Annotated in this window: 20 protein-coding genes; 10 read left to right on the top strand and 10 right to left on the bottom strand. The window is 73.1% G+C overall.

The annotated features are described in order from the left end of the window. Positions 1-7: 7 nt before the first annotated feature. Genes ABT041_RS14075 through lipP1 form a run of 3 tightly spaced genes read left to right on the top strand, consistent with a single transcriptional unit; the run spans position 8 to position 2,456 of the window. Positions 8-781 (top strand): glucose 1-dehydrogenase, encoded by a 774-nt coding sequence (locus ABT041_RS14075; RefSeq protein WP_351183667.1) that lies wholly within the window; start codon positions 8-10, stop codon positions 779-781. Then, complete coding sequence (locus tag ABT041_RS14070) at positions 781-1,545, top strand: glucose 1-dehydrogenase (RefSeq protein ID WP_351183665.1); 765 nt, start codon at positions 781-783, stop codon at positions 1,543-1,545. Before ABT041_RS14075 ends, ABT041_RS14070 begins: the two co-directional genes overlap by 1 nt. Then, positions 1,542-2,456, top strand: coding sequence for a LipP1 family hormone-sensitive lipase (lipP1, locus tag ABT041_RS14065; RefSeq protein ID WP_351183663.1), 915 nt, complete (start codon positions 1,542-1,544; stop codon positions 2,454-2,456). Before ABT041_RS14070 ends, lipP1 begins: the two co-directional genes overlap by 4 nt. A gap of 75 nt (positions 2,457-2,531) precedes the next feature. On the opposite strand, the gene ABT041_RS14060 is transcribed toward lipP1, so the two are convergent. The 4 genes from ABT041_RS14060 to ABT041_RS14045 form a co-directional block, all read right to left on the bottom strand. Further along, positions 2,532-4,160 (bottom strand): flavin-containing monooxygenase, encoded by a 1,629-nt coding sequence (locus ABT041_RS14060; RefSeq protein ID WP_351183661.1) that lies wholly within the window; start codon positions 4,158-4,160, stop codon positions 2,532-2,534. Between the two features lie 13 nt (positions 4,161-4,173). After that, on the bottom strand, positions 4,174-5,721 hold the full coding sequence (locus ABT041_RS14055) for a FadD3 family acyl-CoA ligase (RefSeq protein WP_351183659.1): 1,548 nt from the start codon (positions 5,719-5,721) through the stop codon (positions 4,174-4,176). A gap of 249 nt (positions 5,722-5,970) precedes the next feature. After that, entirely contained in the window at positions 5,971-6,615 is a 645-nt protein-coding gene (locus ABT041_RS14050) for an L-threonylcarbamoyladenylate synthase (RefSeq protein WP_351183657.1), read from the bottom strand. An 8-nt stretch (positions 6,616-6,623) separates the two neighbouring features. Continuing rightward, positions 6,624-7,244 (bottom strand): carbonic anhydrase, encoded by a 621-nt coding sequence (locus tag ABT041_RS14045; RefSeq protein ID WP_351183655.1) that lies wholly within the window; start codon positions 7,242-7,244, stop codon positions 6,624-6,626. Positions 7,245-7,484: 240 nt separating this feature from the next. On the opposite strand from ABT041_RS14045, the gene ABT041_RS14040 reads away from it, so the two are divergent. The 4 genes from ABT041_RS14040 to ABT041_RS14025 all read left to right on the top strand — a co-directional run bounded on the left by ABT041_RS14040 (position 7,485) and on the right by ABT041_RS14025 (position 13,449). Continuing rightward, a complete protein-coding gene (locus ABT041_RS14040) occupies positions 7,485-8,465 on the top strand; it encodes a LysR family transcriptional regulator (protein ID WP_351183653.1) in 981 nt (326 codons plus the stop codon). A gap of 135 nt (positions 8,466-8,600) precedes the next feature. After that, entirely contained in the window at positions 8,601-10,202 is a 1,602-nt protein-coding gene (locus ABT041_RS14035) for a M4 family metallopeptidase (RefSeq protein WP_351183651.1), read from the top strand. A 149-nt stretch (positions 10,203-10,351) separates the two neighbouring features. Next, positions 10,352-11,542, top strand: coding sequence for a 4-hydroxybenzoate 3-monooxygenase (locus ABT041_RS14030; protein ID WP_351183649.1), 1,191 nt, complete (start codon positions 10,352-10,354; stop codon positions 11,540-11,542). 167 nt (positions 11,543-11,709) lie between these two features. Continuing rightward, entirely contained in the window at positions 11,710-13,449 is a 1,740-nt protein-coding gene (locus ABT041_RS14025; RefSeq protein ID WP_351183647.1) for a methyltransferase, read from the top strand. 28 nt (positions 13,450-13,477) lie between these two features. On the opposite strand, the gene ABT041_RS14020 is transcribed toward ABT041_RS14025, so the two are convergent. Beyond that, the gene (locus ABT041_RS14020) at positions 13,478-13,729 is read right to left on the bottom strand and encodes an EF-hand domain-containing protein (protein WP_351183645.1); all 252 of its coding nucleotides are present in this window, start codon (positions 13,727-13,729) and stop codon (positions 13,478-13,480) included. A gap of 112 nt (positions 13,730-13,841) precedes the next feature. On the opposite strand from ABT041_RS14020, the gene ABT041_RS14015 reads away from it, so the two are divergent. Then, positions 13,842-14,699, top strand: coding sequence for a hypothetical protein (locus tag ABT041_RS14015; RefSeq protein ID WP_351183643.1), 858 nt, complete (start codon positions 13,842-13,844; stop codon positions 14,697-14,699). Between the two features lie 54 nt (positions 14,700-14,753). On the opposite strand, the gene ABT041_RS14010 is transcribed toward ABT041_RS14015, so the two are convergent. The 4 genes from ABT041_RS14010 to puuE form a co-directional block, all read right to left on the bottom strand. Then, on the bottom strand, positions 14,754-15,620 hold the full coding sequence (locus tag ABT041_RS14010; protein ID WP_351183641.1) for a hypothetical protein: 867 nt from the start codon (positions 15,618-15,620) through the stop codon (positions 14,754-14,756). Then, on the bottom strand, positions 15,617-17,449 hold the full coding sequence (locus ABT041_RS14005) for a GMC family oxidoreductase (RefSeq protein ID WP_351183639.1): 1,833 nt from the start codon (positions 17,447-17,449) through the stop codon (positions 15,617-15,619). Before ABT041_RS14005 ends, ABT041_RS14010 begins: the two co-directional genes overlap by 4 nt. After that, on the bottom strand, positions 17,446-17,805 hold the full coding sequence (locus tag ABT041_RS14000; protein WP_351183637.1) for a hypothetical protein: 360 nt from the start codon (positions 17,803-17,805) through the stop codon (positions 17,446-17,448). The genes ABT041_RS14005 and ABT041_RS14000 overlap by 4 nt, the downstream gene beginning before the upstream one ends. Before the next feature lie 79 nt (positions 17,806-17,884). Next, a complete protein-coding gene (gene puuE, locus ABT041_RS13995; protein WP_351183635.1) occupies positions 17,885-18,820 on the bottom strand; it encodes an allantoinase PuuE in 936 nt (311 codons plus the stop codon). Positions 18,821-18,996: 176 nt separating this feature from the next. On the opposite strand from puuE, the gene ABT041_RS13990 reads away from it, so the two are divergent. Beyond that, positions 18,997-20,421 carry a tetratricopeptide repeat protein gene (locus tag ABT041_RS13990; protein ID WP_351183633.1) on the top strand — a complete coding sequence of 475 codons (1,425 nt, stop codon included), beginning with the start codon at positions 18,997-18,999 and terminating at the stop codon, positions 20,419-20,421. A 77-nt stretch (positions 20,422-20,498) separates the two neighbouring features. On the opposite strand, the gene ABT041_RS13985 is transcribed toward ABT041_RS13990, so the two are convergent. Further along, entirely contained in the window at positions 20,499-22,007 is a 1,509-nt protein-coding gene (locus tag ABT041_RS13985; RefSeq protein WP_351183631.1) for a DUF4246 domain-containing protein, read from the bottom strand. Between the two features lie 142 nt (positions 22,008-22,149). Here ABT041_RS13985 and ABT041_RS13980 point away from each other — a divergent pair, with 142 nt between their 5' ends. After that, positions 22,150-22,758 carry an SMI1/KNR4 family protein gene (locus ABT041_RS13980; protein ID WP_351183629.1) on the top strand — a complete coding sequence of 203 codons (609 nt, stop codon included), beginning with the start codon at positions 22,150-22,152 and terminating at the stop codon, positions 22,756-22,758. Positions 22,759-22,766 lie beyond the last annotated feature (8 nt).

Here is a 22,766-nt window from a genome sequence, read left to right as displayed (position 1 = left end):
CGCCCCGATGACGGATCTGCGGGGCAGGACGGTGATCATCACCGGTGGGGCGCGGGGGATCGGCGCGGAGGCCGGCCGGGAGGCGGTCGCGTCCGGCGCCCGCGTCGTCCTCACCGACGTACGGGAGGAGGAGGGGCGGGCCGTGGCCGGGAAGCTCGGCGGCCGCGCCCGCTTCCTCCGCCACGACGTCACCTCCGAGGACGACTGGCGCGAGGTCGTCGACTACGCCGTCGCCACCTTCGGGCGGGTGGACGGCCTCGTCAACAACGCCGGAATCTCCGGGGGTTCGCACTTTCTGGAGGAGCAGACGGCGGAGGCGTTCCGGCAGGTCGTGGACATCGACCTCACCGGCGTCTTTCTCGGGATGCGGGCCGTGATCCCGGCGATGCGGGAGATCGGCGGCGGCTCCATCGTCAACATCTCCTCCGCCGCCGGCCTCATGGGCCTGGCCAGGACCGCCGGCTACGGCGCCGCCAAGTGGGGCGTGCGCGGGCTCACCAAGCTGGGCGCGGTGGAACTCGGAGCCGACCGGATCCGCGTCAACTCCGTCCACCCCGGCATGATCCACACCCCGATGACGGCCCACGTGGGCATCGAGCGGGGCGAGGGGAAGTACCCGAACACACCGATGGGCCGGGTCGGCGAGCCCCAGGAGATCGCGCGGGCGGTCGCCTTCCTGCTCTCGGACGCCGCCTCGTACGTCACCGGCGCCGAACTGGCCGTCGACGGCGGCTGGACCACCGGCCCGACCCTGCGACCGACCGACGAGGAGAACCCCTGATGCCCGTGGACCTGACAGGAAAGGTCGCGCTGGTCACCGGCGCGGCACGCGGCATGGGCGAGGCCGAGGCCCGCCTCTTCGCCGCGCTCGGCGCGAAGGTCGTCCTCACCGACGTCCTGGCGGCGGAGGGGGAGGAGACCGCTGCCTCCCTCGGCGCCGCCGCCCGTTTCGTACGCCACGACGTGACCGACGAGGAGTCCTGGGCGGCCGCCGTCGCCACCGCCCTGGACGCCTTCGGCCGGCTCGACGTCCTCGTCAACAACGCCGCCGTCTACTCCACCTCGCCCATCACCGAGGAGGACCCCGCCCGCCTGGAGGCGATCCTCCGCGTCAACCTGGCGGGCCCCTTCCTCGGCATCCGCGCCGTCGCCGGCGCGATGAAGGGGACCGGGGGCGGATCCATCGTCAACATCTCCTCGCAGGCCGGCCTCCAGGGCATCTGGGGCCACGGCGCCTACGGAGCGGCGAAATGGGGGCTGCGCGGGCTGACCAGGACGGCCGCGCTCGAACTCGGCCCGGACGGCATCCGGGTCAACTCCGTCCACCCGGGCGCCATCGCCACGGCGATGACCGCCCACCTGGGCACCAAGGAGCATCCCGCCGCACCGCTGGGCCGCGTGGGGGAGCCCGAGGAGGTCGCCCGCCTGGTCGCCTTCCTCGCCTCCGACGAATCCTCCTACCTGTCCGGTGCCGAACTCGCCGTGGACGGCGGCGCGTCGGCGGGCCGCATGCCGGCCCTCACCCCGAAGGAAGTGGACGCGTGAACCGACCAGAACCCGACATCCAGGCGGTCATCGATCTGGCCACCGCCGGGTTCCCCCCGCTGGCGACCGAGATGACGGACATCGCCGAGGTGCGCGCCTTCTTCGCCGCCCGTCCCAGGCCGGCCGTCCCCCCGCCCCCGGTCGCCCGCGTCACGGACGAGCACGCCGACGGCGTTCCCGTACGCGTCTACGACCCGGCCTGCCACGAGGCCGCCCCCGTGATCGTGTTCTGTCACGGGGGCGGCTTCGTCCTCTGCGACCTCGACAGCCACGACCCCTTCTGCCGCGCCCTCGCCCTCGCCACGGGGGCGATCGTCGTCTCCGTCGACTACCGGCGCGCCCCCGAGCACCCCTTCCCCGCCGCCCCCGAGGACGCCTACACCGCCCTCCTCTGGGCGGCGGCGACGTTCCCCGGCCGGCGGACCGCCGTCGCGGGGGACAGCGCGGGAGCCAACCTCGCCACCGTCCTCACCCTGCTCTCCCGCGACCGCGGCGGCCCGGAGATCACCTGCCAGGCGCTCTACTACCCGATGCTCGACCCCAACCGCTCCCGCCCCTCGCACCGCGAGAACGCCCAGGGGTACTTCCTCACCGCCGACCACCTGCGCTGGTACTGGGACGGCTATCTGCAGTCCCCCGCCCACCGCACCAGCCCCTACGCGGCCCCCCTCGCGGGCGCCGACCTGTCCGGGCTCCCGCCGGCCCAGATCGTCACCGCCGGCTTCGACCCGCTGAGGGACGACGGCCTCGCGTACGCGGAAGCCCTCGCCGCCGCCGGCGTCCCCGTGCAGGCCCGCCACCACGCGGGGATGTTCCACGGTTTCCTCTCCATGGCGGGTGCCCTGCCCGCCGCGGCCGAGGCCCGGGAGACCGCCTTCGCCGCCCTGCGCGAGGCGCTCGCCGAGCGCTGACCGCCGGTACGCGCGCGTGCGCCCCGCCCCCACCTGATCCGGTGGGGGCGGGGCGCTTTCCCGTATCGGCTCGCCTCAGCCCCGTATGAGCGCGAACCCCTTGTATCCCGAGGCCGCGACGTCCGCGATGATCTCCCCGTACACCCCGAAGCCACCGATGAACGGCATGAACACCCGCGGCTTCCCCGGGATGTTGGCGCCCAGGTACCAGGAGTTCGCCGCGGGGAACAGCGTGGCCGCCGCACGGTCGCGGCACTGCGCGACCCACTGCTCCACGGCCTCCTCGCTCGCCTCGATCGCGCGGTAGCCGTGCTCGTCCAGATGGCGCAGGCAGTCGGCGAGCCAGTCGCCGTGCTGCTCGGCGCAGAGCACCACGTTCGCCATGACGGACGGGCTGCCCGCGCCCGTGAGGTTGAACAGGTTCGGGAAGCCGTCGACGCCCAGGCCCAGATAGGTGCGGGGACCGGCGCTCCAGACGTCCTTGAGGCTGCGGCCGCCGCGCCCCCGGACGTCCACCCGGTCGATCGCCCCGGTCATCGCGTCGAAACCGGTCGCGAACACGATCGCGTCGAGCTCCACCCGGGTGCCGTCGGCCAGGACGATCCCGGTGCTGTCGATCCGTTCGATCGGGTTCTCCCGCAGGCTCACGAGGTCGACGTCGTCGCGGTTGAACGTCTCGTAGTAGTGCGAGTCGGTGACGATCCGCTTCGTACCGATCGGATGGTCCGTGGGAACCAGCAGATCCGCGGCCGCCGGGTCGTCGATGAGCTCCCGGACCTTCTCCTCCCAGAACGCCCGCGCCTCCTCGTTCGCCGCGAGGTCCGTCAGCTGGTCGGGGAAGGTCTTCGAGTACAGGACACCGCCCAGCTCCCAGCGCTCCTCGAACGCGGCCCGCCGCTCCTCGGGCGACACCTCGAAGGTCGCCGACGGGTGCGCCGCGTGGGGCGAGCCGCCGCCGCTGAGCCGCGAGAGCCGCCGCCGCTCCGCGTACTCCGCCTTCTGCCGGCGGCGCGTCTCGTCGTCCAGGGGCTTGTTGCCCGCCGGGATGCTGAAGTTGGCGCTGCGCTGGAAGACGGTGAGGTGCGCCGCCTGCTCGGCGATCAGCGGGATGGCCTGGATCCCGGAGGAGCCGGTGCCGATCACGCCGACGCGCCGCCCGGCGAAGTCCACGCCCTCGTGCGGCCAGGCGCCGGTGTGGTACGTGGCGCCCGCGAACTCCCCGGCACCCGGGATGTCCGGTATGTGCGTGCTGGAGAGACAGCCGACGGCGAACACGCAGAACCGGGCCGACACCACCTCGCCGCCGTCCGTGCGGACCGTCCAGCGCAGCGTCTCCCCGTCGAGCTCGGCCGAGGTCACCGACGTGCCGAAGGTGAAGCTGCGGCGCAGGTCGAAGCGGTCGGCGACATGACGCAGATAGCGGATGATCTCCGGCTGCGTCGCGTACTTCTCGCTCCAGTCCCACTCCTGCTGCAGCTCCTCGTCGAAGGAGTACGAGTAGTCCACGGACTCCACGTCGCAGCGGGCACCGGGGTAGCGGTTCCAGTACCAGACGCCGCCCACGTCGTCCCCGCGCTCGAAGCCGCGCACGCCGAGGCCGAGACCGCGCAGCCTGTGCACGGCGTACAGACCGGTGACGCCCGCTCCGATGACGACTACGTCGACGACGCCGACGTCGACGGACTGGATCTTGCTGTCGTTCACGCTCGTACTCTCCTCATCGGGTGGTGGTGTTCTCCGCCGACCGCCGCAGCGCCTTCTTGTCGACCTTGCCCGCCGCGTTGTGCGGCAGGGCCGTGAGCGTGTGGAAGGCGCGCGGGACCTTGAAGTTGGCCAGCCGTTCCCGCGTGTACGAGGTCAGCTCGGCCGCGTCGAGGGGAGCCCCGCCCGCCGGTACGCAGTACGCGACGCCGACCTCACCGAGCCGAGCGTCGGGCGCGCCGACGACCGCCGCGTCGAGGACCGCCGGATGGCCGCGCAGCACCTGCTCCACCTCCGCCGGGTACACGTTGAACCCGCCCACGACGAACATGTCCTTGAGCCGGTCGGTGATCCGCAGGAACCCGCGCTCGTCGAGCACCCCGACGTCCCCCGTGTGCAGCCAGCCGTCCGCGTCGACGGCCCGGGCGGTGGCCTCCGGGTCGTCCAGGTAGCCGTGCATCACGTGGTAGCCGCGGGTGAGGATCTCGCCGGGCTCCCCGGGCGGCGCGTCGACGCGCAGCTCCGTGCCCTCCAGGGCCGTCCCGGAGGTGCGGGCCAGGATCTCCGGGGACTCGTGCGGGGGACAGATCGCGACCACGCCCGTCGACTCCGTCAGCCCGTACGCGGTGTTGACGCTCCGCGCGCCGAGGGAGGTCCTGATCTCCTCGATGAGCGCGGTGGGGATGTTCGCCGCGCCCGTCACCGCCATCCGCATCGCGCTCAGGTCGTACGCCGCGCGCTCGGGATGGTGGATGAGCGAGGTGAAGACTGTCGGCGCGCCGGTCAGGACGGAGACGCGCTCCTGCTGCATGCGGCCGAGGACGGCATCGGCGTCGAAGACCCGCTCCGGGAGGATCGTGGCCCCGTGCAGGAGGCAGGCGAGGATGCCGGCCTTGTAGCCGAAGGTGTGGAAGAACGGATTGACGAGCAGGTAGCGGTCGCCGCGCCGCAGGGTGACCGTGCGGGCCCAGGCGTCGTACACACGGAGGTTCTGGCCGTGGGTGGTGGGCACGCCCTTGGGGCGGCCGGTGGTACCGGAGGTGAAGAGGATGTCGGCGGTGTCGGCGGGGCGCACGGCGGCGCCGCGGGCGAGCCGCTCCTGACCGCCCACCCGGTCCGCGCCCGACAGGAAACCCGGCCAGTCCGCCGAGTGCAGGGTCACCGTCCGCTCCAGGAGAGGGAGTTCCTCCCCCGAGTCCGCGAGCAGCGCCCGGTAGTCCGTACCGAGGAAGTCGTGCTCGGTGAACAGGAGCCGGGTTCGGGAGCGGCGCAGGATGTCGGCGGCCTCGGCCGCCTTGTAGCGGGTGTTCACCGGGACGAGCACCGCCCCGGCAGCCACCGCGCCGAGCGCGGCGACCACCCAGCGCGCACTGTTGGGCGCCCACACGGCGACCGAGTCGCCCGGGCGCACCCCGTGCGCGATCACCGCGCGCGCCACCCGGTCGACCCGGTCGCGCAGCTCCGTGAACGTCCAGCGCTCCTCGCCGAAGACGAGGGCCTCCTCATCCCCGTACCGCTCGGCGGCCCAGTCTGCGAGCCTGGCGATGGTCTGCGCGCCCCTCATGATCTGTCACGTCCTCCCTGCTGCCCCGTCCCCCCGGGCGGGGCGCGGGCGGTGGAACCACAGCGGAGGGGAGCGTGTCAGGGAGGGGCGGTCCGGCGCAGGGGCCGGTTCCCGCTCAGCGGGAAGGCGGCGGGACTTTCTTCCGGCGCCGGGAAGGGTTCCGGCGCCGGAACCCTTTCCGGGGAAGCGCCGGAACCCTTTCCGGGGAAGCGCCGGAACCCTTTCCGGGGAAGTGGACGGGAGGAGCGGTCAGCGCACGGTCAGACCGGGGGCGACCGTCGCCAGCTCGTCGACGGAGAGGACCCCCGCCCGGACGAGCACCGGGACGTCGCCGGTGAGGTCGACGATCGACGAGGACACCGGTCCCGCGGTGCGGCCGCCGTCGAGGTACACCGACACGGAGTCGCCGAGCATCCCGAAGGCCGCGTCGCAGTCCTCCGGCGAGGGCCGGTCGGTGAGGTTCGCGCTGGAGACGGCCATCGGTCCGGCCGCCGCGAGCAGGTCGAGCGCGAGGGGATGGTCGGGCATCCGCACGGCCACCGTGCCGCCGGTCTCGCCGAGGTCCCAGGAGAGCGAGGGCCGGTGGCGCAGCACCAGGGTGAGACCGCCGGGCCAGAAGGCCTCGATCAGGGCCTCGGCCGTCTTGGGCAGGTCCGCGACCAGGTCGTCGAGCGCCTCCCTGGAGCCGACCAGCACGGGGGAGGGCTTGTGCCGGCCCCGCCCCTTCGCGGCCAGCAGGCCGGCGACGGCCCGCGGGTCGAAGGCGTCGGCGCCGACACCGTAGACGGTGTCGGTGGGGAGGACGACGAGCCGCCCCTGCCCCAGTGCCGCCACCGCCGCGTCGATGCCGGCCGCGCGGGCCGAAGGGTCCGAACAGTCGAAACGCTGTGCCATGGGGTCGTTCACTTCCCGCTCTCGACGTCGGCCGAAATCACCGTCCGGGCGCTGCCCTCGGCGAGCTGGTAGGCCAGTCCCACGACCGCCACCTCGCCCGTCCGCACCTGCTCCGACAGGACCCGGGAGCGGTCCATGAGCAGCTGCACGGTGTGCCTTATGTGCTCGTCGATGATGTCGCTGTCCTCGGTGAGACCGGCGGCGCGGGCCGCGAGCACGCTCGGCGTCACCCGCTCCACCACGTCCCGTACGAATCCGGCCGCGGGCAGTCCGTCCTCGACCGCCGTCCGGGCCGCCGCGACGGCGCCGCAGGAGTCGTGTCCGAGGACGACGACCAGCCGGCAGCCGAGCACGCTCGTGGCGTACTCGACGCTGCCCAGCACTTCGGCCCCGAGCACATGGCCCGCGGTCCGCACGACGAACAGGTCGCCGAGTCCCTGGTCGAAGATGATCTCGGCCGCGAGGCGCGAGTCGGAGCAGCCGAGGATGACCGCGAACGGCTCCTGCCCGGGCGCGAGCTGTGCGCGGCGCGCGGCGTCCTGGTTGGGGTGTTCGGGCGTCCCGGCGACGAAGCGCCGGTTTCCGGCGATCAGGGCGTCGAGGGCGACCGTAGGAGAGGTACGAGGCATGCCACCCACTGTAACCAGCCATTCCGGGCCCGCCTCGGCCCGGTCCGAGGGCCGGACGGCGCCACGTGCCCGCGACGCCCCGGCCGGGTGCCCGCCGCATGCCGGTGGCGCGGAGATTTTGCCCTCCCGTGGTTGCCGCCCCGACGGCTCCGGCAGATCTTGGTCGTCATGCCCTCGGGCAGCTGGTTCTGCTGGTCACGGGGGGTGCAAGGGGCTCTCCGTCCTGAGCGGGGATGGTTCATGCAGCTCGAGTTCCGGCACCTCCGTGTCCTGCTCACCGTCGCCGAGGCCGGCAGCATCCGGAGGGCCGCCGCACGTCTGCAGCTCTCCCAGCCCGCCACGAGCGCGCAGCTGAAGCGGATCGAACACGAGTTGGGCGGCCCGCTCTTCGTCCGCAGCGCCGACGGAGTGAAGCCGAACGAGCTCGGCCAGTACGTGCTGCGCAGCGCGCGCGACCTCGTGGACGGCTTCGACCGGCTCCGCGAGCACGCCCGGTCGGCCGCCGCGGCCGATGCGGGGACGACCGTGCCGCTGCGGGCGGGCGGAACCGCAGGACCCCTGACATCACTGCTCATATCCGCTCTTTTCGAGCTCGTCCCGGAGAGCCGGCTCGCCATCGACGCCCGCCGTTCCGTGCACGCCCTCGTGAAGGCGCTGAGTCAGTCGAAATGCGACATAGCGGTGTTCGGCGAGTTCCCGGGCTTCCCCCTCCCCGTCGGCGAGTCGGTGGTGACGCGCACCCTGCTGCGCGAGCCGGTCTTCGTCCTCCTCGCCGAGAGCCATCCCCTGGCCCGCCGGGAGACGGTGAGCCTCGGTGAACTCGGCGGCGAGGAGTGGGTGATGCCGGAGGCCGACGAGAGCGGAGTGCACGCGTACCTCCATCTCACCTGCCAGTCGGCGGGATTCACCCCGCGCATCGCGCATGTGACGCCGGACCTGTCCGTGGCGCAGATCCTGGTCGCCGGCCGGCGGGCCGTCTGCGGCGTGTGGCCGAGCGCCGACGTCCCCGCCCAGGGCACCGTGCAACGCCCGCTGGCCGACGTACCGTTCCACCGTCGGCTCCAGCTGGCCTGGAACCCGGAATCGGTACCGCCCGAACTCGCCGACGCGGTGGGCGAGCGGCTCTCGGAGGCGTATCTGTCGCTGGTGCGACAGCGGCCGCAGTACCTGGCCTGGTGGGAGAACGGCGGCAGGGAGTTCGCGCTGGGCGCGGAAGACTGACTGCCGAATGCCCCCTCTATAACTCCACAGTTGTATCCCAGCTGGGATCACGTCAGGAACATGTCACCTGGTGAACACTTCGCGTCAACGTCCAAGGACGTCGTCACCCCCACGACGAGCGAAGGAACACCCCGCATGCCCCGTCCCCTCCTTGCCCTCTCCACGGCCGTCGCCGCCGCCGTCATCACCACGGGCGCGCTCGCCGTACCGGCGTACTCGCAGCCCGACGAGGTCCAGCACGTGACCTCCGTCCGTGACGCGGCGATATCCCAGGCCCGCGCGAACGTGGCCCGGCACGCCGACACCTTCGGTTTCGGGGCGGGCCAGGCGCTCCAGGTCAAGGACGTCGTGCTCGACGCCGACGGCACCCAGCACGTCCGTTTCGAGCGGACCTACAAGGGTCTGGCCGTCGTCGGCGGCGACTTCGTCGTCCACCAGAAGGCCGACGGCTCGCTCAAGGGATCCACCCACGCCAAGGCCCACAAGGTGGCCCTCACGTCCGTCACCCCCGCGGTCGAGGCCAAGGGCACCGCCGCCGGCGCCCTCAAGCGCGCGCAGGGCCTGGTCAGCGACGGCACGTCCACCCCCGAGCTGATCGTGTGGGCCGCCGACGGCACCCCGCGCCTGGCCTGGCGCACCACCGTGCAGGGCCTGGGCGACAAGGGCCAGCCGCACGGCGAGGTCTTCGTCACCGACGCCACCACCGGCGCCGCGATCGAGAACTACGACACCGAGCGCGAGGCCACCGGCACCGGCCACTCCGAGTACACCGGTGACGTCACCCTCGACACCACCCTGCAGGCCGACGGCACCTTCGCCCTGATCGACCCGATCCGCAAGCACATCACCCGGGACGCCCACAACGTCTCGTCCTCGTCCCTGAACAGCTCCTCCGGGACCCTGTTCACCGACGCCGACAACATCTGGGGCGACGGCCGGAAGTTCTCCACCGACCGCGCCACCGCCGCCGTCGACGCGCACGCCAACACCGCGAAGACGTTCGACTACTACAAGAGCACCTTCGGCCGCAACGGCATCAAGAACGACGGCCGCGGCGCCACCGTCTTCGTCCACGTCGGCACCAACTGGGACAACGCCCAGTGGTCGGACTCCTGCTTCTGCATGATGACCGGCGACGGCAACGGCACGGTCGACCCCGAGCAGGTCGACCTCGACACCATGGGCCACGAGATGACCCACGGCGTCACCTCCGCCACCGCCAACCTCCGCTACAGCGGCGAGTCCGGCGGCCTGAACGAGGCCACCAGCGACATCTTCGGCACCATGGTCGAGTGGTACGCCAACAACGCCATCGACACCCCCGACTACCTCTTCAGCGACCAGTCCACCCCGCCGTGGCTGCGCCGCATGGACAAGCCCTCCCTCGACGGCCGCTCCGCCGACTACTGGTCGAAGTCCGTCGGCCGGCTCGACGTGCACAACTCCTCGGGCGTCGGCAACCACTGGTTCTACCTCGCCAGCGAGGGCAGCGGCACCAAGACGATCAACGGCGTCACCTACAACAGCCCGACGTACAACGGCTCCACCGTCACCGGCATCGGCAACCAGAAGGCCGCGGCCATCTGGTACCGGGCGCTGACCGTCTACATGACCTCCACCACCGACTACAAGGGCGCCCGCGTCGCGACCCTGAACGCGGCGAAGGACCTGTACGGCGCCACCAGCCCCGAGTACGCCACCGTGGCGGCGGCCTGGACCGGGGTCAACGTCCTCTGACGCCCCGAGGCACCCTCTGATCCGACCCCTCAGGCCCCGCCGTCTTCCGGCGGGGCCTGAGTGCCGTGGAGAATCCTTTTCCCGCGGAATCTGGCATTCGGGTGACATTCGCCCGGTGGTGGATCATCCCGTGCTTAAGATCCACTTTCGTGACAGAAAGTCAACACGCTTGGGATCGCCGGGAGTCGGCCGACGTCGTCATCCTCGGGGCCGGTCCCGCCGGGCTCGTCCTCGCCAACCTCCTGCTGCGGAGCGGGATCGACTGCGTCGTCCTCGAACGCGCGGACCGCGAGCACCTCCTCAACCGGGCCCGGGCCGGATACCTCGCCCCCCACACCGCACGCGTCCTGCGCCGCCACGGCCTGGACGAAGGGCTGCGGCGAAGGGGACAGGAGCACGGCGTGTGCGAGTTCCGCACCGAGGACGGGCACTTCCGGCTCGACTACCGGCACCTCGGCACCGGCGAACCCCACACCGTCTACCCCCAGCACGAACTGGTGGCCGACCTGCTGGCCGTGTACCTCGCGGCCGGGGGCCGCATCCGCTTCGCCACCGAGGCGGTGGAGGTCCGCGGCGCGGACACCGACCGCCCGTGGGTCGCCGCACGGGAGCCGGACGGCCGGCCCGTACGGTGGGAGGCCAGGTACGTCGCCGCCTGCGACGGCCGCCACGGCGCCGGGCGGCGCTCACTGCCGGACGGAGCCCTGCGGCACTCCCGCGACCACGGCGTCTCCTGGCTGGGACTCCTCGCCGAGGCACCGCCCAGCCTCGACGCCGTCGGCTACGCGACACATCCCCGGGGCTTCGCCGGCCACATGGCCCGGTCCGCCGACATCACCCGCTACTACCTCCAGTGCGAGCGCGGCACCCCTGCCGAGGAGTGGAGCGAGGAGCGGATCTGGGACGAGCTCGACCTCCGGATGCGCAGCGCCGACCACGGTCCGCTGCGAAGGGGACGGATCCTCCAGCGCGCCGTCGTCGACCTGGAGTCGGACGTGCTCGACACGCTCCGGTACGGCTCCCTCCTCCTGGCCGGCGACGCCGCCGGCCTCATCAGCCCCTCCGCCGCGAAGGGCGCCAACCTCGCCGTCCTGGAGGCCGAACTCCTCGCCGAGGCCCTCGCCGACGACCTCCACCGCGGCGACCCGGGACCGCTCGCCCGCTACTCCGACCGCTGCCTCGCGCACATCTGGCGGGCGCAGGAGTTCTCGCACTGGATGATCCGCCTCCTCCACGGCGCACCGCCGTTCCAGGAGGGCATGCGCAGGTCCCGCATGGAGTCGCTGCGGACGTCCCGTACCCACCAGGACTGGTTCGCCGAGCAGTACGTCGGCATCTGACCTCCTGCCGCCCCACGGCACGGGCCCCGGCCCGCTCCCTTCTCTCCCCCTCCGTGGCCGGGTACCGGCCGATCAGCCCCGGCCGGCTCCCTCCCCCCCGTGCTCCAGGTCCCGGCCCGTCGGCCGGGGCCCATTCCCTCCCGCCCTTTCACCGAGGATGCCCCCTGATGCGTACCCCTGCCCTGCCGACCGGCCTCGCGCCCGACGACGTCCGGCGCCTGCGCGCGACCGCCGACTTCGTCCGGGAACAGGAGACGTCCGTCCTGCTCTCCCGCGTGCTGCCCGGCCTCGACGGTCCCGAGCTGCGGGCGGTGGCCGACCGCTGCCGGTTCGCCCACGCCGCGCTCCTCGTCTTCCCCGCCGACCGGCCCGGACTGCGGACCGCCCTCGCCGCCTGCGGCCTTCCCGACGAGGCCGGATCCCGGCCGAGCGTCGTGGTACGCGACCGGCTGGCCGCGCGCCACGGAATCGACGCCGCCGATCTTGACGTAAGGATTCTCCGGCCCACCGTGCCGGGACCCTCCGGGGAGCGCCGGGCGGTCGAGGTGTTCGCCCTCGCCGTGCCACCCGGTTCCGCGCTGTCCGCACTGGCCGAGCGGGAACGCGACCACGACCACGAGGCGCACCTCGCCTTCGACGTCGACCGGCCCGACCCGCTGGTGCTGCGCGGGCTGCGGGCGACGCTCGTACGGCACGGGGCGGTGGCGGACGGCGGTGGGTACAACCCGCACGAGGACGGGACGGTGTTCTACTTCGCGACCCCGGACGGGACGAAGACCGACTACCGGCGCATGGAGCTGTACGCGGTCGGCGACCACCGGGACCTGCTCGCCGAGCACCTGGCCGAGGGACCGGCCTGCCCCGAAGCCCGGGAGGGCACGCTCGGGGACACCGACTCCCGCGCGGCGGAAACGCTCCTGCGGCTGCTGACCGGCGCCTGGACCACCCAGGCCCTCGCCGCCTGCGCCGAGCTGCGCCTCCCTGAGGCGCTCAGCGCGCACGAGTCCCGCGGCGCCCGGCGGCTGGCGCGCGAGGTCGGAGCGCGCCCCGAGCCCCTGGAGACGCTGCTCCGGTACCTCGCCATGCTCGGCGTGGTGACCGAGGACCAGGACGGCTTCCGCCTCACCGCCCCCGGCCTGCTGCTGCGCGAGGACGCCGCAGGCTCGATGCGGCCCCTGGCCCTGATGTACGGCGGCCCGTTCTACCAGTCCTTCGCGCACCTGGGGCACGCCGTGCGGACCGGCGAACCGGGCTTCGAGCACCTCTACGGCGAGAACCACTTCGACCACTTCGCCCACGACCCCGGACTCGCCGAGACCTTCGACCGGTCCATGGCCGCCAGTGCCCGGATGTTCGACCCCCTGCCGGCGCACCCCGTCCTCGCGGCGGCCGCGGCCGGACCCGGCACGCGCACGGTCGTCGACGTGGCCGGCGGCACCGGAGAGCTCCTCCGGCGGGTCCTCGCCGCCCATCCTGCGCTGCGCGGGATCCTCCTGGAGCGGCCGCACGTCGTGGCCGCCGCGCGGGACCGGCTCACCGCCGCCGGGCTCGGCGAGCGGTGCGACTACCGGGTCGGCGACTTCGCCGACGTACCGCCCGCCGGGGACGTGTACCTGCTCTCCCGGGTCCTGCACGACTGGGACGACGCCCGGTGCCGGGACATCCTGCGGCACCTGGCGGAAGCCATGCCGCCCCACGCCGACCTGCTCGTCGTCGAACGGCTGCTGCCCGCCGACGCCACGCCGTCCCTGGCGACCGCGTGGGACCTGCACATGCTGTGCAACACGGGCGGCCGCGAGCGCCGCGCCGACGCGTACGCGCGACTCTTCGAAGCGGCGGGCCTCGCGCTCGTCGGACACCGTCCGCTGCCCCTCGACGCCCACGTCCTCCACGTGCGCAGAGGCTGAGGAGCGGAGCCTCACGCGACTTCGGGGTTCACCATCCGAAGCGGCGGTCGACGACCGCGGCGAACTCCTCGAAGCTCAGCACGCGGTCGCCGTTCGCGTCGGCCTCGTCGAACAGCGCGGCGGAGTCGTCGACGTCCCCGACTCCCCAGAGGGGGATCAGCCCCTGCGCCGCCAGGGTGGGCCCCTTCTCCCGCAGCGCCCGGATGACCTCGGTACGGGTCAGCGTGCCGTCCTGGTCGAGGTCGAGCGCATCGAAGAGGATGCGGGCCTTGTCACTCATCACATGTCCTGTCCGGTGGGGCCGGGCGCGAGGGCGCCGACGGGTCGTGTGGGGGAGGACGCACCGTCCGCCCCGGAGGTTGCCTTCCGCCCGGGCCCGTCGTTACCAGGGTATGAGCGATTCCCAGCAGTCCCACGACCTCAGCACGGAGGCCGGTGTCCCCGGCCGGAAGGGAGACGTCGACACGGCCGTCGCGGCCGCGTTCCGCCAAGGCGTCGAGGACGGCATCGGCGCGGACGTCGCGATGGAGGCCGAGTACGCGGTCGAGTGCGTCGAGCGGCATCCCCGGCTCACCGCGGAGGTCCTCTACGGCTCCGCGCGTGTCGTCGGGGCCGCGCACCGCACCCTCCAGGACGAGTGGGCCGTGTACGGTCCCCGCGACGCCGGGGCCGCCGTGGCGGCCGTGCGGGAGCTGACGGCGGAGACCCAGCGCCTGGCCCGGACCCTTCTCGCGGGCATCACCACCGCCCAGAGCCGCGGCGACATTCCCGACACCCCTCGCATCGCGCAGGCGCTGGGCGGCGCGGCGGCGGCCGTCGACCGCGCCGAGGGGGCCGGCGCCCGAGAGTACGCCGAGCTGTTCGGCGCTCTCGACGAGGCGGTCCCGCAGGGCGCCGACCGGGCCCCCGCCACCGTCCACGACACGATCGTCGCGGTGGCCGCCCGACTGGGCGCGGCCGCCACCGTCGACACCACCCACCACGGGGCCCCGGACGCCGGCGGCACCGAGGACGACGAGGTCCTGTGCGGGTGCGTGCTGGCCTACACCACGGCCGAACGGCAGACCTGGCACGTGTCGTGGAACGACGAATGGGGCGCCGTCCTCGACGAGGGCGGGAGGACCGAGGCGTACGTCCTGACCGAGGGCGTCGACTTCTTCGAGCTCGGGATCTCCGAGCCGCTGGTCCACCCCGCCCACCTGGCGGCGGCGATCCTGCGGACCGTCCCCGGCGCCCGGGCCGCCACCTAGGATCCCCGTGGGCCCGCCGCCGGCCGGCGGCGGGCCCCGTTCGTCCTGCCTCTGTCAGGGGCGCGGTCCGGTCGCCGGGTAGTACGGGCGGTGGTGGGCGGCCACCGGCGGTGACTGGTAGGTCCAGGCACCGGCGGCCGGTGCCCCGTCCGGGAGGAGGGCGCGCAGGTCGCGGCCCAGATCGCCGTCCGGGGCGCGCACGACGAGGTGGGTGCGTCCGGAGTGCTCGGAGGCGCTCAGGCCGTACCAGGCGTAGGGCCGGTAGACGTTCATCGGGCCGGCGAGCAGACGTCCCTCGCGGTCGGTGCCGTACCCGGTGATCGGGGCGGAGGAGGCGGCCACGGAGGTGAGCCCGTCCAGTCTCACCGTGAGGTCGAGCAGCGGGGCCGGATCCTTCTCCAGGGTGTCGTCCGGGCCGACCCTGCCCGCCTTGCACCGCACGGTCCACGTCTCGCCCGCGGGCCCGTTGAGGGACGGCAGCCCGACCTCGAACCAGCCCGGGTACTTGGGTTCCGCGTACAGCTCGCGCCCCGCCCTGATCGCGAACGGGTTGTCGCAGACGACGTGCAACCGGGCGATGCCGAGCAGCTTCGTCTGGTCCCAGCCCTGCGCGTACTCGGCGTAGGTCAGCCGCGGCAGACGGTGCGCGTCGGCCGTCGGAAAGGCGATGACGTTGACCTCGATCTCCTGGGTGACACCGCCGCCGAACGGGTACTGCGCGAAGTACAGCTGGTAGTTGAGCGAGACCAGCGCCCGTCCGTCGTCGAACACGGCCGCGGTCAGATCCGGGTGGTACTTGGACAGCAGCTCGCGGACCGGGCCCGGGTCGACCAGCCAGTCGACGCCGATCTGGTGCAGGGCCCCGTAGTGGAAGGGAAGACGGAAGGGCTCGGCCACGGGCGGCAGGGGACGTGAGCTCATGCGGGGGCTCCTGGGGCGGTCGGTTCGAGGGAGAGGGGCCGGTCGCGGGCCGTGAGGTCCGCCTCGATGCGCTCGGCACTGCGCAGTGCGAGCGCGGCCATCGTCAGCGTCGGGTTGGAGGTGGCCACCGAGGGCATGCTGCCGCAGCCGACGGCGTACAGACCGGGGTGGTCCCAGCAGCGCTGCCAGGCGTCCACGACCGAGGTGGCGGGGGAGTCGCCCATGATGTGGGTCCCGGCGGCGTGACCGGCACCGCGGTATCCGTACGTGCGCCCGCGGTGCTCGAAGCGGCCCGGCCAGGCCGCCGGGGGTGCGTAGTCCGTGTGGTCCTCGGCGCCGAGCAGGGCGAAGAGCTGGTGTGACACGGCCCGGGCCGCGGCCATCCCCTCCCTGACGTGCTCGCCGAGGTCGTAGGTGACGAGAGGCCGCGGGAGGCCCAGGGCGTCGCGCTCGGTCGGGTGGAGCGTGACCCGGTTCGCCGGGTCGGCACCCTGCTCCATCTCGAACTGGAAGGTGAACTGACGGCTCAGCCGGTCCCCGACCGCCCGCCTCAACTCCTTTCCGGACAAACCGCGTTCGAAGAGGAAGTGCTGCACGTCCGTGTCGACCGGGCCCTTCGCCCAGATCCACCCCCACGTCCCGAACTCGACGCGGAACGGCGCCCGCAGCTTCCGAGCCGGACCGGAGCGGAAGCCCTCGAAGCCGGAGACGGAGCCGGGCCCCCGGTACGCGCCCGCGTGCTCGCCCTCGGGCAACAGGCCCCAGGTCAGCAGCACCGGATGGTCCATCAGATTCCGGCCCACCTGGCCACTGCGGCCGGCGAGGCCCGACAGGAGCAGCAGCCGGGCGTTCTCCACGGCGTGCGCGGCGAGCACGACGACATCGGCGTGCGCCACGGACACCCCGCCGTCGTACGAGCGGTACTCGACCCCCGTGGCGCGTCCCCGCCCGTCGACGAGGACGCGGCTCACCACGGACCGGTCCCGGAGCGTGACGGACCCGCTCCACCGGCCCTGGGTCTTGAGCGGGGTGTACTTCGCGTACGAGGGGCAGTGCGGGATGCAGCCCGCACTGCCCACGCACCGGCTGTCCGGGTCCGGCCGCCCGTCCCGCCCACGGGGCACGTAACCGCGGCCGCCGTCGTACCGGGGGTCGGGGACGCCGTTGCGCGCGTGCGGGGTGCCGACCACCCGCAGCTCCACCTCGCGCAGGCCGACGGGATCCTCGACGCTCCGCCCGTCGAGCCGGGCCGCGAGGAGCCGGTCGAGCCGGGCGGCCGGCAGCGGCCGCATCGGGAAGACGTAGCCGTCGGGGAAGCGCAGACCGAGGTGCGCCCGCTGCTCGTCGGCGTCGGCGGCCACGCCCAGCTCCTCCTCGGCCGAGCGGTAGTGGGGCTCCAGATCGTCGTACGTGAGCGGCCACGCCCTTCCGTACCCGAAGGACTCGGTGTCGAAGTCCTCGGGCAGCATGCGGGGCGTGAGGCCGGTCCAGACGTTGCCGGTGCCGCCGTTGGCGCGCACGTAGCCGCTGGCGTACGGGAGCGGGCCGTCCTGCAGCAGATGGCCTGCCGCCCGGAAGCCGTGAGTCCCCTCCGTACCGGCGAGGTCCGTCACCTCGGGCGAGGCGGCCGCCGGATGGGGCCGGTAGGGGGAGCCGGGCAGTGCGCCCGCGGCCGTCAGGTACGCGGTGAGCGGGTCGGCGGCCGGTTCGCGGCCGGCCCTCGCGCCCGCCTCCAGGACGAGGACCCGGCGGCCACGCCGCCCGAGCCGATGGGCGACCAGTGAGCCGGCGATGCCCGCGCCCACGACGATCACGTCGTACCGCGTCACCGCTCGTCCCCCTCGGCCCAGCTCCCGTACCCGCCGGGGGCGGCGGCGGGAGCCGTGAGGCCGGCCGCCTTCCACACGAGGGCCTCGGCGTAGGCGCGCGGGGACACGAGCGCGGGCCGCGGCCCCGGCCAACTGCCGGTGTACCAGAGGTAGGTGACGTCCCGGGCCGCCGACCGTAGGTCCTCCGGGTCCGGGGGTTCCCGCAACAGCCGTTCGTACCGGTCCGCCCCGAGCCGTTCCGCGGCGACCGACCGGTACACCTCGACGAGCCCGGTGGCCGCCAGGTCCCCCGCGTCGAAGCCGGTCAGCCGCGCCGACAGGGCGGCGAATCGCTGTGTCTCGTCGGTGATGGGCACGCGGGCATCGGTGCCCCGCCGCGCTCCGGCCCATGCCCCGCGCCCCCGGAACGGCCTGATCGTGACGGTGGGCGCTCCCTCACACGGGTGGCGTCGGTCGCACAGACGACGGAGGTGGGGGTCGAGTGGCCAGCCAGTGCCGGGCGATCTGCTCGCGCGTGGCGACCCACGCCCCGCCCCGCTGCGCGACGTACCGCAGGAACCCGTCGAGCGCCCGGATGCGGCCGGGCCGGCCGATGATCCGGCCGTGCAGGCCGACGCTCATCATGCGCGGGCGTTCGGCGCCCTCCGCGTACAAGGTGTCGAAGGTGTCGACGAGGTACGCGAGCATGTCGTCCGCCGTCGTGAACCCGTGGACGAGCAGGAACTTGAAGTCGTTGGCGTCCAGGCTGTACGGCACCACGAGGTGCGGCCGGCCGGCTGCCCCGACGTAGAACGGCAGGTCGTCCGCGTAGTCGTCGGAGTCGTAGAGGAAACCGCCCTCCTCCACGACGAGACGCCGTGTGGCGGGGCTCGTCCTGCCCGTGTACCAGCCGACGGGCCGGCGCCCCACGAGCCGCTCGATCGTCGCGGCCGTACGGGCGATGTCGGCGCGCTCCACGTCCTCGGGCACCTCGCGGTAGTCGATCCAGCGCCAGCCGTGCCCGGCCACCTCCCAGCCCGCGGCGCCCATCGCGCGCGCCGCGTCCGGATTCCGCTCCAGGGCCTGCCCGACGGCGTGGACGGTGAGCGGCACCCCGTGCGCCCGCAGCGTGCGGTGGACGCGCCAGAAACCGGCGCGCGAGCCGTACGCGAACATCGACTCGGCGTTCAGGTCACGGCCGCCGGCCACGGGTGGCGCACCGACGACCTCGTGCAGAAACCCCTCCGAGGCGGGGTCGCCGTCGAGGACGTTGTGCTCGCCGCCCTCCTCGTAGTTGAGGACGAGACTCACGGCCACGCGGGCGCGATCGGGCCAGGCGGCGTGCGGCGGCTCGGCGCCGTAGCCGACGAGGTCGCGCGGGTGCTCGGACACGGGCGGCACGCTACCGCCGACCGGCCACCGTCCGGATGAGGCATGAGTCACGGCGGCGGGCGGATCACCCCTTCAGGTACTGTGCGCCGGCACCGGTTCCTGGCTCCATGGGAAGAGGCGTCCTGCAGTGCGGGCGCCGATCCGACAAGACCGCTCCCCTGACGAGGTGATCAGCGTTGGCGACCGACCGGCACGGCCACGAGCTGTACGACGGCACGGCGGAGGCGGCCGAGCGGCTGGACCGGGCCGTGGAGGCCCTGCTCTTCTTCCGCCCCGAAGTGACCGGGGCGGTCGACGAGCTGCTCGCGACCGCCCCCACCGCACCGCTCGCGCACGCGTTCGCGGCCTATCTGGGCGTGCTGGGAACCGAGCCCGCCGGCGCCGCGGCGGCCCGGCGGCGGTTCGAGGGCTTCGCGTCCGGTCTCGACGTGACCGCACTGCCCCTGCGGGAGCGCCTGCACACGGCCGCCGCCGAAAGCCTCCTCGCGGGCGACCTGCGCCAAGGGAGCGCCCTTCTGGAGGAGCTGACCGTGGCCCACCCGCGCGACGCGCTCGCGCTCTTCGTGGGGCACCAGCTCGACTTCCTCACCGGTGACGCCCTCCGCCTGCGGGACAGGATCGGCGGCGCCCTGTCCGCCTGGGACGAGGACGACCCGCACCGGGGCCCGGTCCTGGGCATGTACGCCTTCGGTCTGGAGGAGTGCGGGCACTACGCACACGCCCGGGACACCGGTTCGGCCGCCGTCGAGCGGAACCGCCACGACGTGTGGGCCATCCACGCCGTCGTGCACACCTACGAGATGCAGGGCCGCTTCGCCGAGGGCACGGCCTTCCTCGACGCGCGCAGCGGCGACTGGTCCGGGGGCAACTTCCTGACGGTCCACAACTGGTGGCACTACGCGCTCTACGCCCTGGAGGCGGGGCACGCCGACAAGGCCCTCGGCATCTACGACGCCGCCCTGCACCACGAGGGATCCCGGGGACTGGCGATGGAACTCCTCGACGCGGCGGCCATGCTGTGGCGCTTCCATCTGGCCGGATCCGACCAGACCCGCCGCTGGGAGGCGCTCGCGGACGCCTGGTCGGCACGGGCCGACCCGCCGTTCTACGCCTTCAACGACGTGCACGCGGTCATGGCCTACGTCGGCGCCGGCCGGGTCGGGGAGGCGCAACGGCTGATCGCCGACCGCCGCCGGTGGCTCACGGAGCCGAGCGCGAGCGCCGTCAGCAACCACGCGATGACCGCACACGTGGGCCTGCCCGTGTGCGAGGCCCTCGTCGCCCACGCCGCAGGCGATCACGACACCGTCCTGGAGCTGCTGTGGCCGCTGCGAAGGCGGCTCCACGAGTTCGGAGGCAGCCACGCCCAGCGCGACGCCGTCCAGAAGACCCTCGTCGAGGCGGCCCTGCGGTCCGGGCGGCACGACATGGCGCGTGTCCTGATCAGCGAGCGGACCGCGCTGCGTCCGGACAGCCCGTACAACTGGCTGAGCAGGGCGCGTCTGGCGGACGCACTGGGCGATGCGCGCACGGCCGCGGCGGCCCGCGACGAGGCACGCCGCCTCGGCCGGAGCGGAGACCTCATGACCGACCGCTTCTGACCTCGGGTCACGGTGTCCACCGCCTCCCGGACCGCGTCCGGCCCGGCCGGGCCTGAGGCCGGGCCGGGCCGTGGCGGTCAGTGCTCGCAGAGGGAGAACTCCCGTTCGTAGAGCTGCTCGTTGTGCTCGTCGACGAAGAACTTGCGTTCCCGCATGAGGTCCTCACGGAAGGCCTCGGCCTGCTCGAGCGTCATGGTCGAGGTGTCCGACCAGGGCTGCTGCGGCGGCACATCGGAGGTGGAGACGATCGTTTCCGAAGGGTCGACGAGGAAGAACGCGAGGATCTTGCGGTGCCCCGGCCGCGTGGGGTCCGCGAGGCGGAACGAACCGACGCGGTGCTGCAGGACGTTGGGGAACGCCAGGCAGCGGCCCGCCGGGGTCGACGCCGATCCGAGCACCTGGTTCAGCGCGTCCTCGTCCTCCAGGCCGTAGACCTCGCGCAGACCGTTGTCGTCGTTCTGCTCGTAGTCCGGGTCGTCGAGCGCCGCCCGGAAACTCAGCCGGCTCTCGGTGATGTTCTCGCTGTCCCAGTAGTAGATGCCGGTGGAGACGATCCGCTCGTTCAGCATCCCCTCGACATGCCAGGAACCGCCCGCGTACTCGGGCTTCTCCGGGGTGAGATGGATGGTCGCGAGCTTCACGACGACCTGGAGACGACGTCCGCGCAGGTCGACCCGGTCGGCCGCGGCGGGCAGCTCGGGCGCGGTGAAGTCCGGGGCGTCCGGGACGACCGGGCGACGGTTCTCCCACCACTCGTCCTGGGCCTGTTCCCAGGCGCGGCGGGCCTCCGCGTAGGCCTCGTCGTCGCTGTAGGCGGACTTGTCCGGATACTCCGGCTCCGAGTCGTACCACCCGTACGGATCGGCCTCGATCCGCAGGGGCCGCGGGTGGCGCAGATCGGTGAGCACGTTCTCCAGCAGGGGGAGGAAGCGCGCGAACAGCTCCGGCAGCACGGCGGCCAGTTCGTGATGGGTCTCCGGGTGGACGTTGTTGACGTACGAGCGGAAGGCGACCGTGCCCTCGTCACTGACGTCGACGTCCGTCGGCAGCCACTGGAACCTCTCCGAGAACTCGTACTTCGCGTAGCGGTCGGTCGGGTTCTGCCAAGCCCGCTCGGGCGCGCCGCTCACCTCCCGCACCAGGCAGAACAGCGAGGGGTGCACGAGGTCCAGTACCTGGCCGTCGGAGCCGGGGTGCCAGTCCCGCTCTGCTTCGGGGACGTCCTCCAGCACCCGGACCGCCTCGCGCAGCCGGGCCCTGAGCTCGTCGTCGACCAGCGTGTCCGACTGCCACACGCCGTCGACGGCCGACACCTCGACGCCGGTCCGCTCGTCCCGCAGCGCGGCGTAATGCGCGAGTTCGGCGAGCACGTAATGGATCTGCGCCTCGGTGAGGCCCTGGGCGAGCGCTTCCCGCGTCCACCTGGAGACGATGTCGGCGTCGTTCCTCTTGTCGAACCACCCCGGCTTCGCCCGGAGGTGAGCGCTGCACTGCATCATCTGAAGTTCGCGCAGCGTCCGGGGTGCCGCGAACGCTATGGATCGGGACGTCTGGAAGGGCAGCGGGAAGGCGGACAGGCCGGTCAATTCTCTTGTTCCTCCGAGTCGGTGTGCGGTGGCCGGAAGGATACGTCAGCGCACTGACACCGCAGCCGTAGTCGTCGCCGGCCCGGGACGCGGTACCGCGACGGGGCGCTGTCGCGTCGCGCGCGACGCCTATCCTCGCCGCATGACGATCGACTGGCAGGCCGAGTACGAGCGCCTCCTGCGCGGGCACCGCCACGAGCGGCTCGATGCGGAGGCGGTGCGGCGGTTCGGGAATCCGCTGACGCGGCGGCTGACCGAGGCGGACGTGCGGGAGGCGGAGGGCGAGCTCGGGATCGTGTTCCCCGCCGAGTACCGCGACCACATCCTCCGGTACGGCGATGCCGGCCGGGGCTTCAGGCAGCTGTGGCGCGGCCCGCGGGGCTGGGGCTGGTACGGCGACACCGACACCAACTACGACCTGCTCGCCGAGCCGTTCCCGCACCCCGACGCGTACGACGCGTACGACGACGAGCTGGACGCGCGTGAGCCCCCGCGCGAGGACGCGGGGGCGTGGGAGGCGTGGGACGCCGAGTGCGGGGTGCTGCAGGAACGGAAGACGGCGGGCGCGGTCCACCTTCAGGAAGGGGGCTGCGGCTTCTCCACCCTCCTCGTCGTCAGCGGCCCGCACCGGGGCGAGATGTGGTTCGACGCCCGGGCCACCTGTGACCGGATCCTGCCTTTGAAGCTGGGCGGCCGGCCCGTGTCCTTCGCGGACTGGGCCGGCCAGGGCATGAGCATGGTCCCTTGGTGACGGGGCGG

The sequence above is a fragment of the Streptomyces sp. NPDC002825 genome (assembly GCF_040295385.1).
In the GTDB taxonomy this organism is placed as follows: Bacteria; Actinomycetota; Actinomycetes; order Streptomycetales; family Streptomycetaceae; genus Streptomyces.
This window is presented reverse-complemented; position numbering and strand designations above follow the sequence as displayed.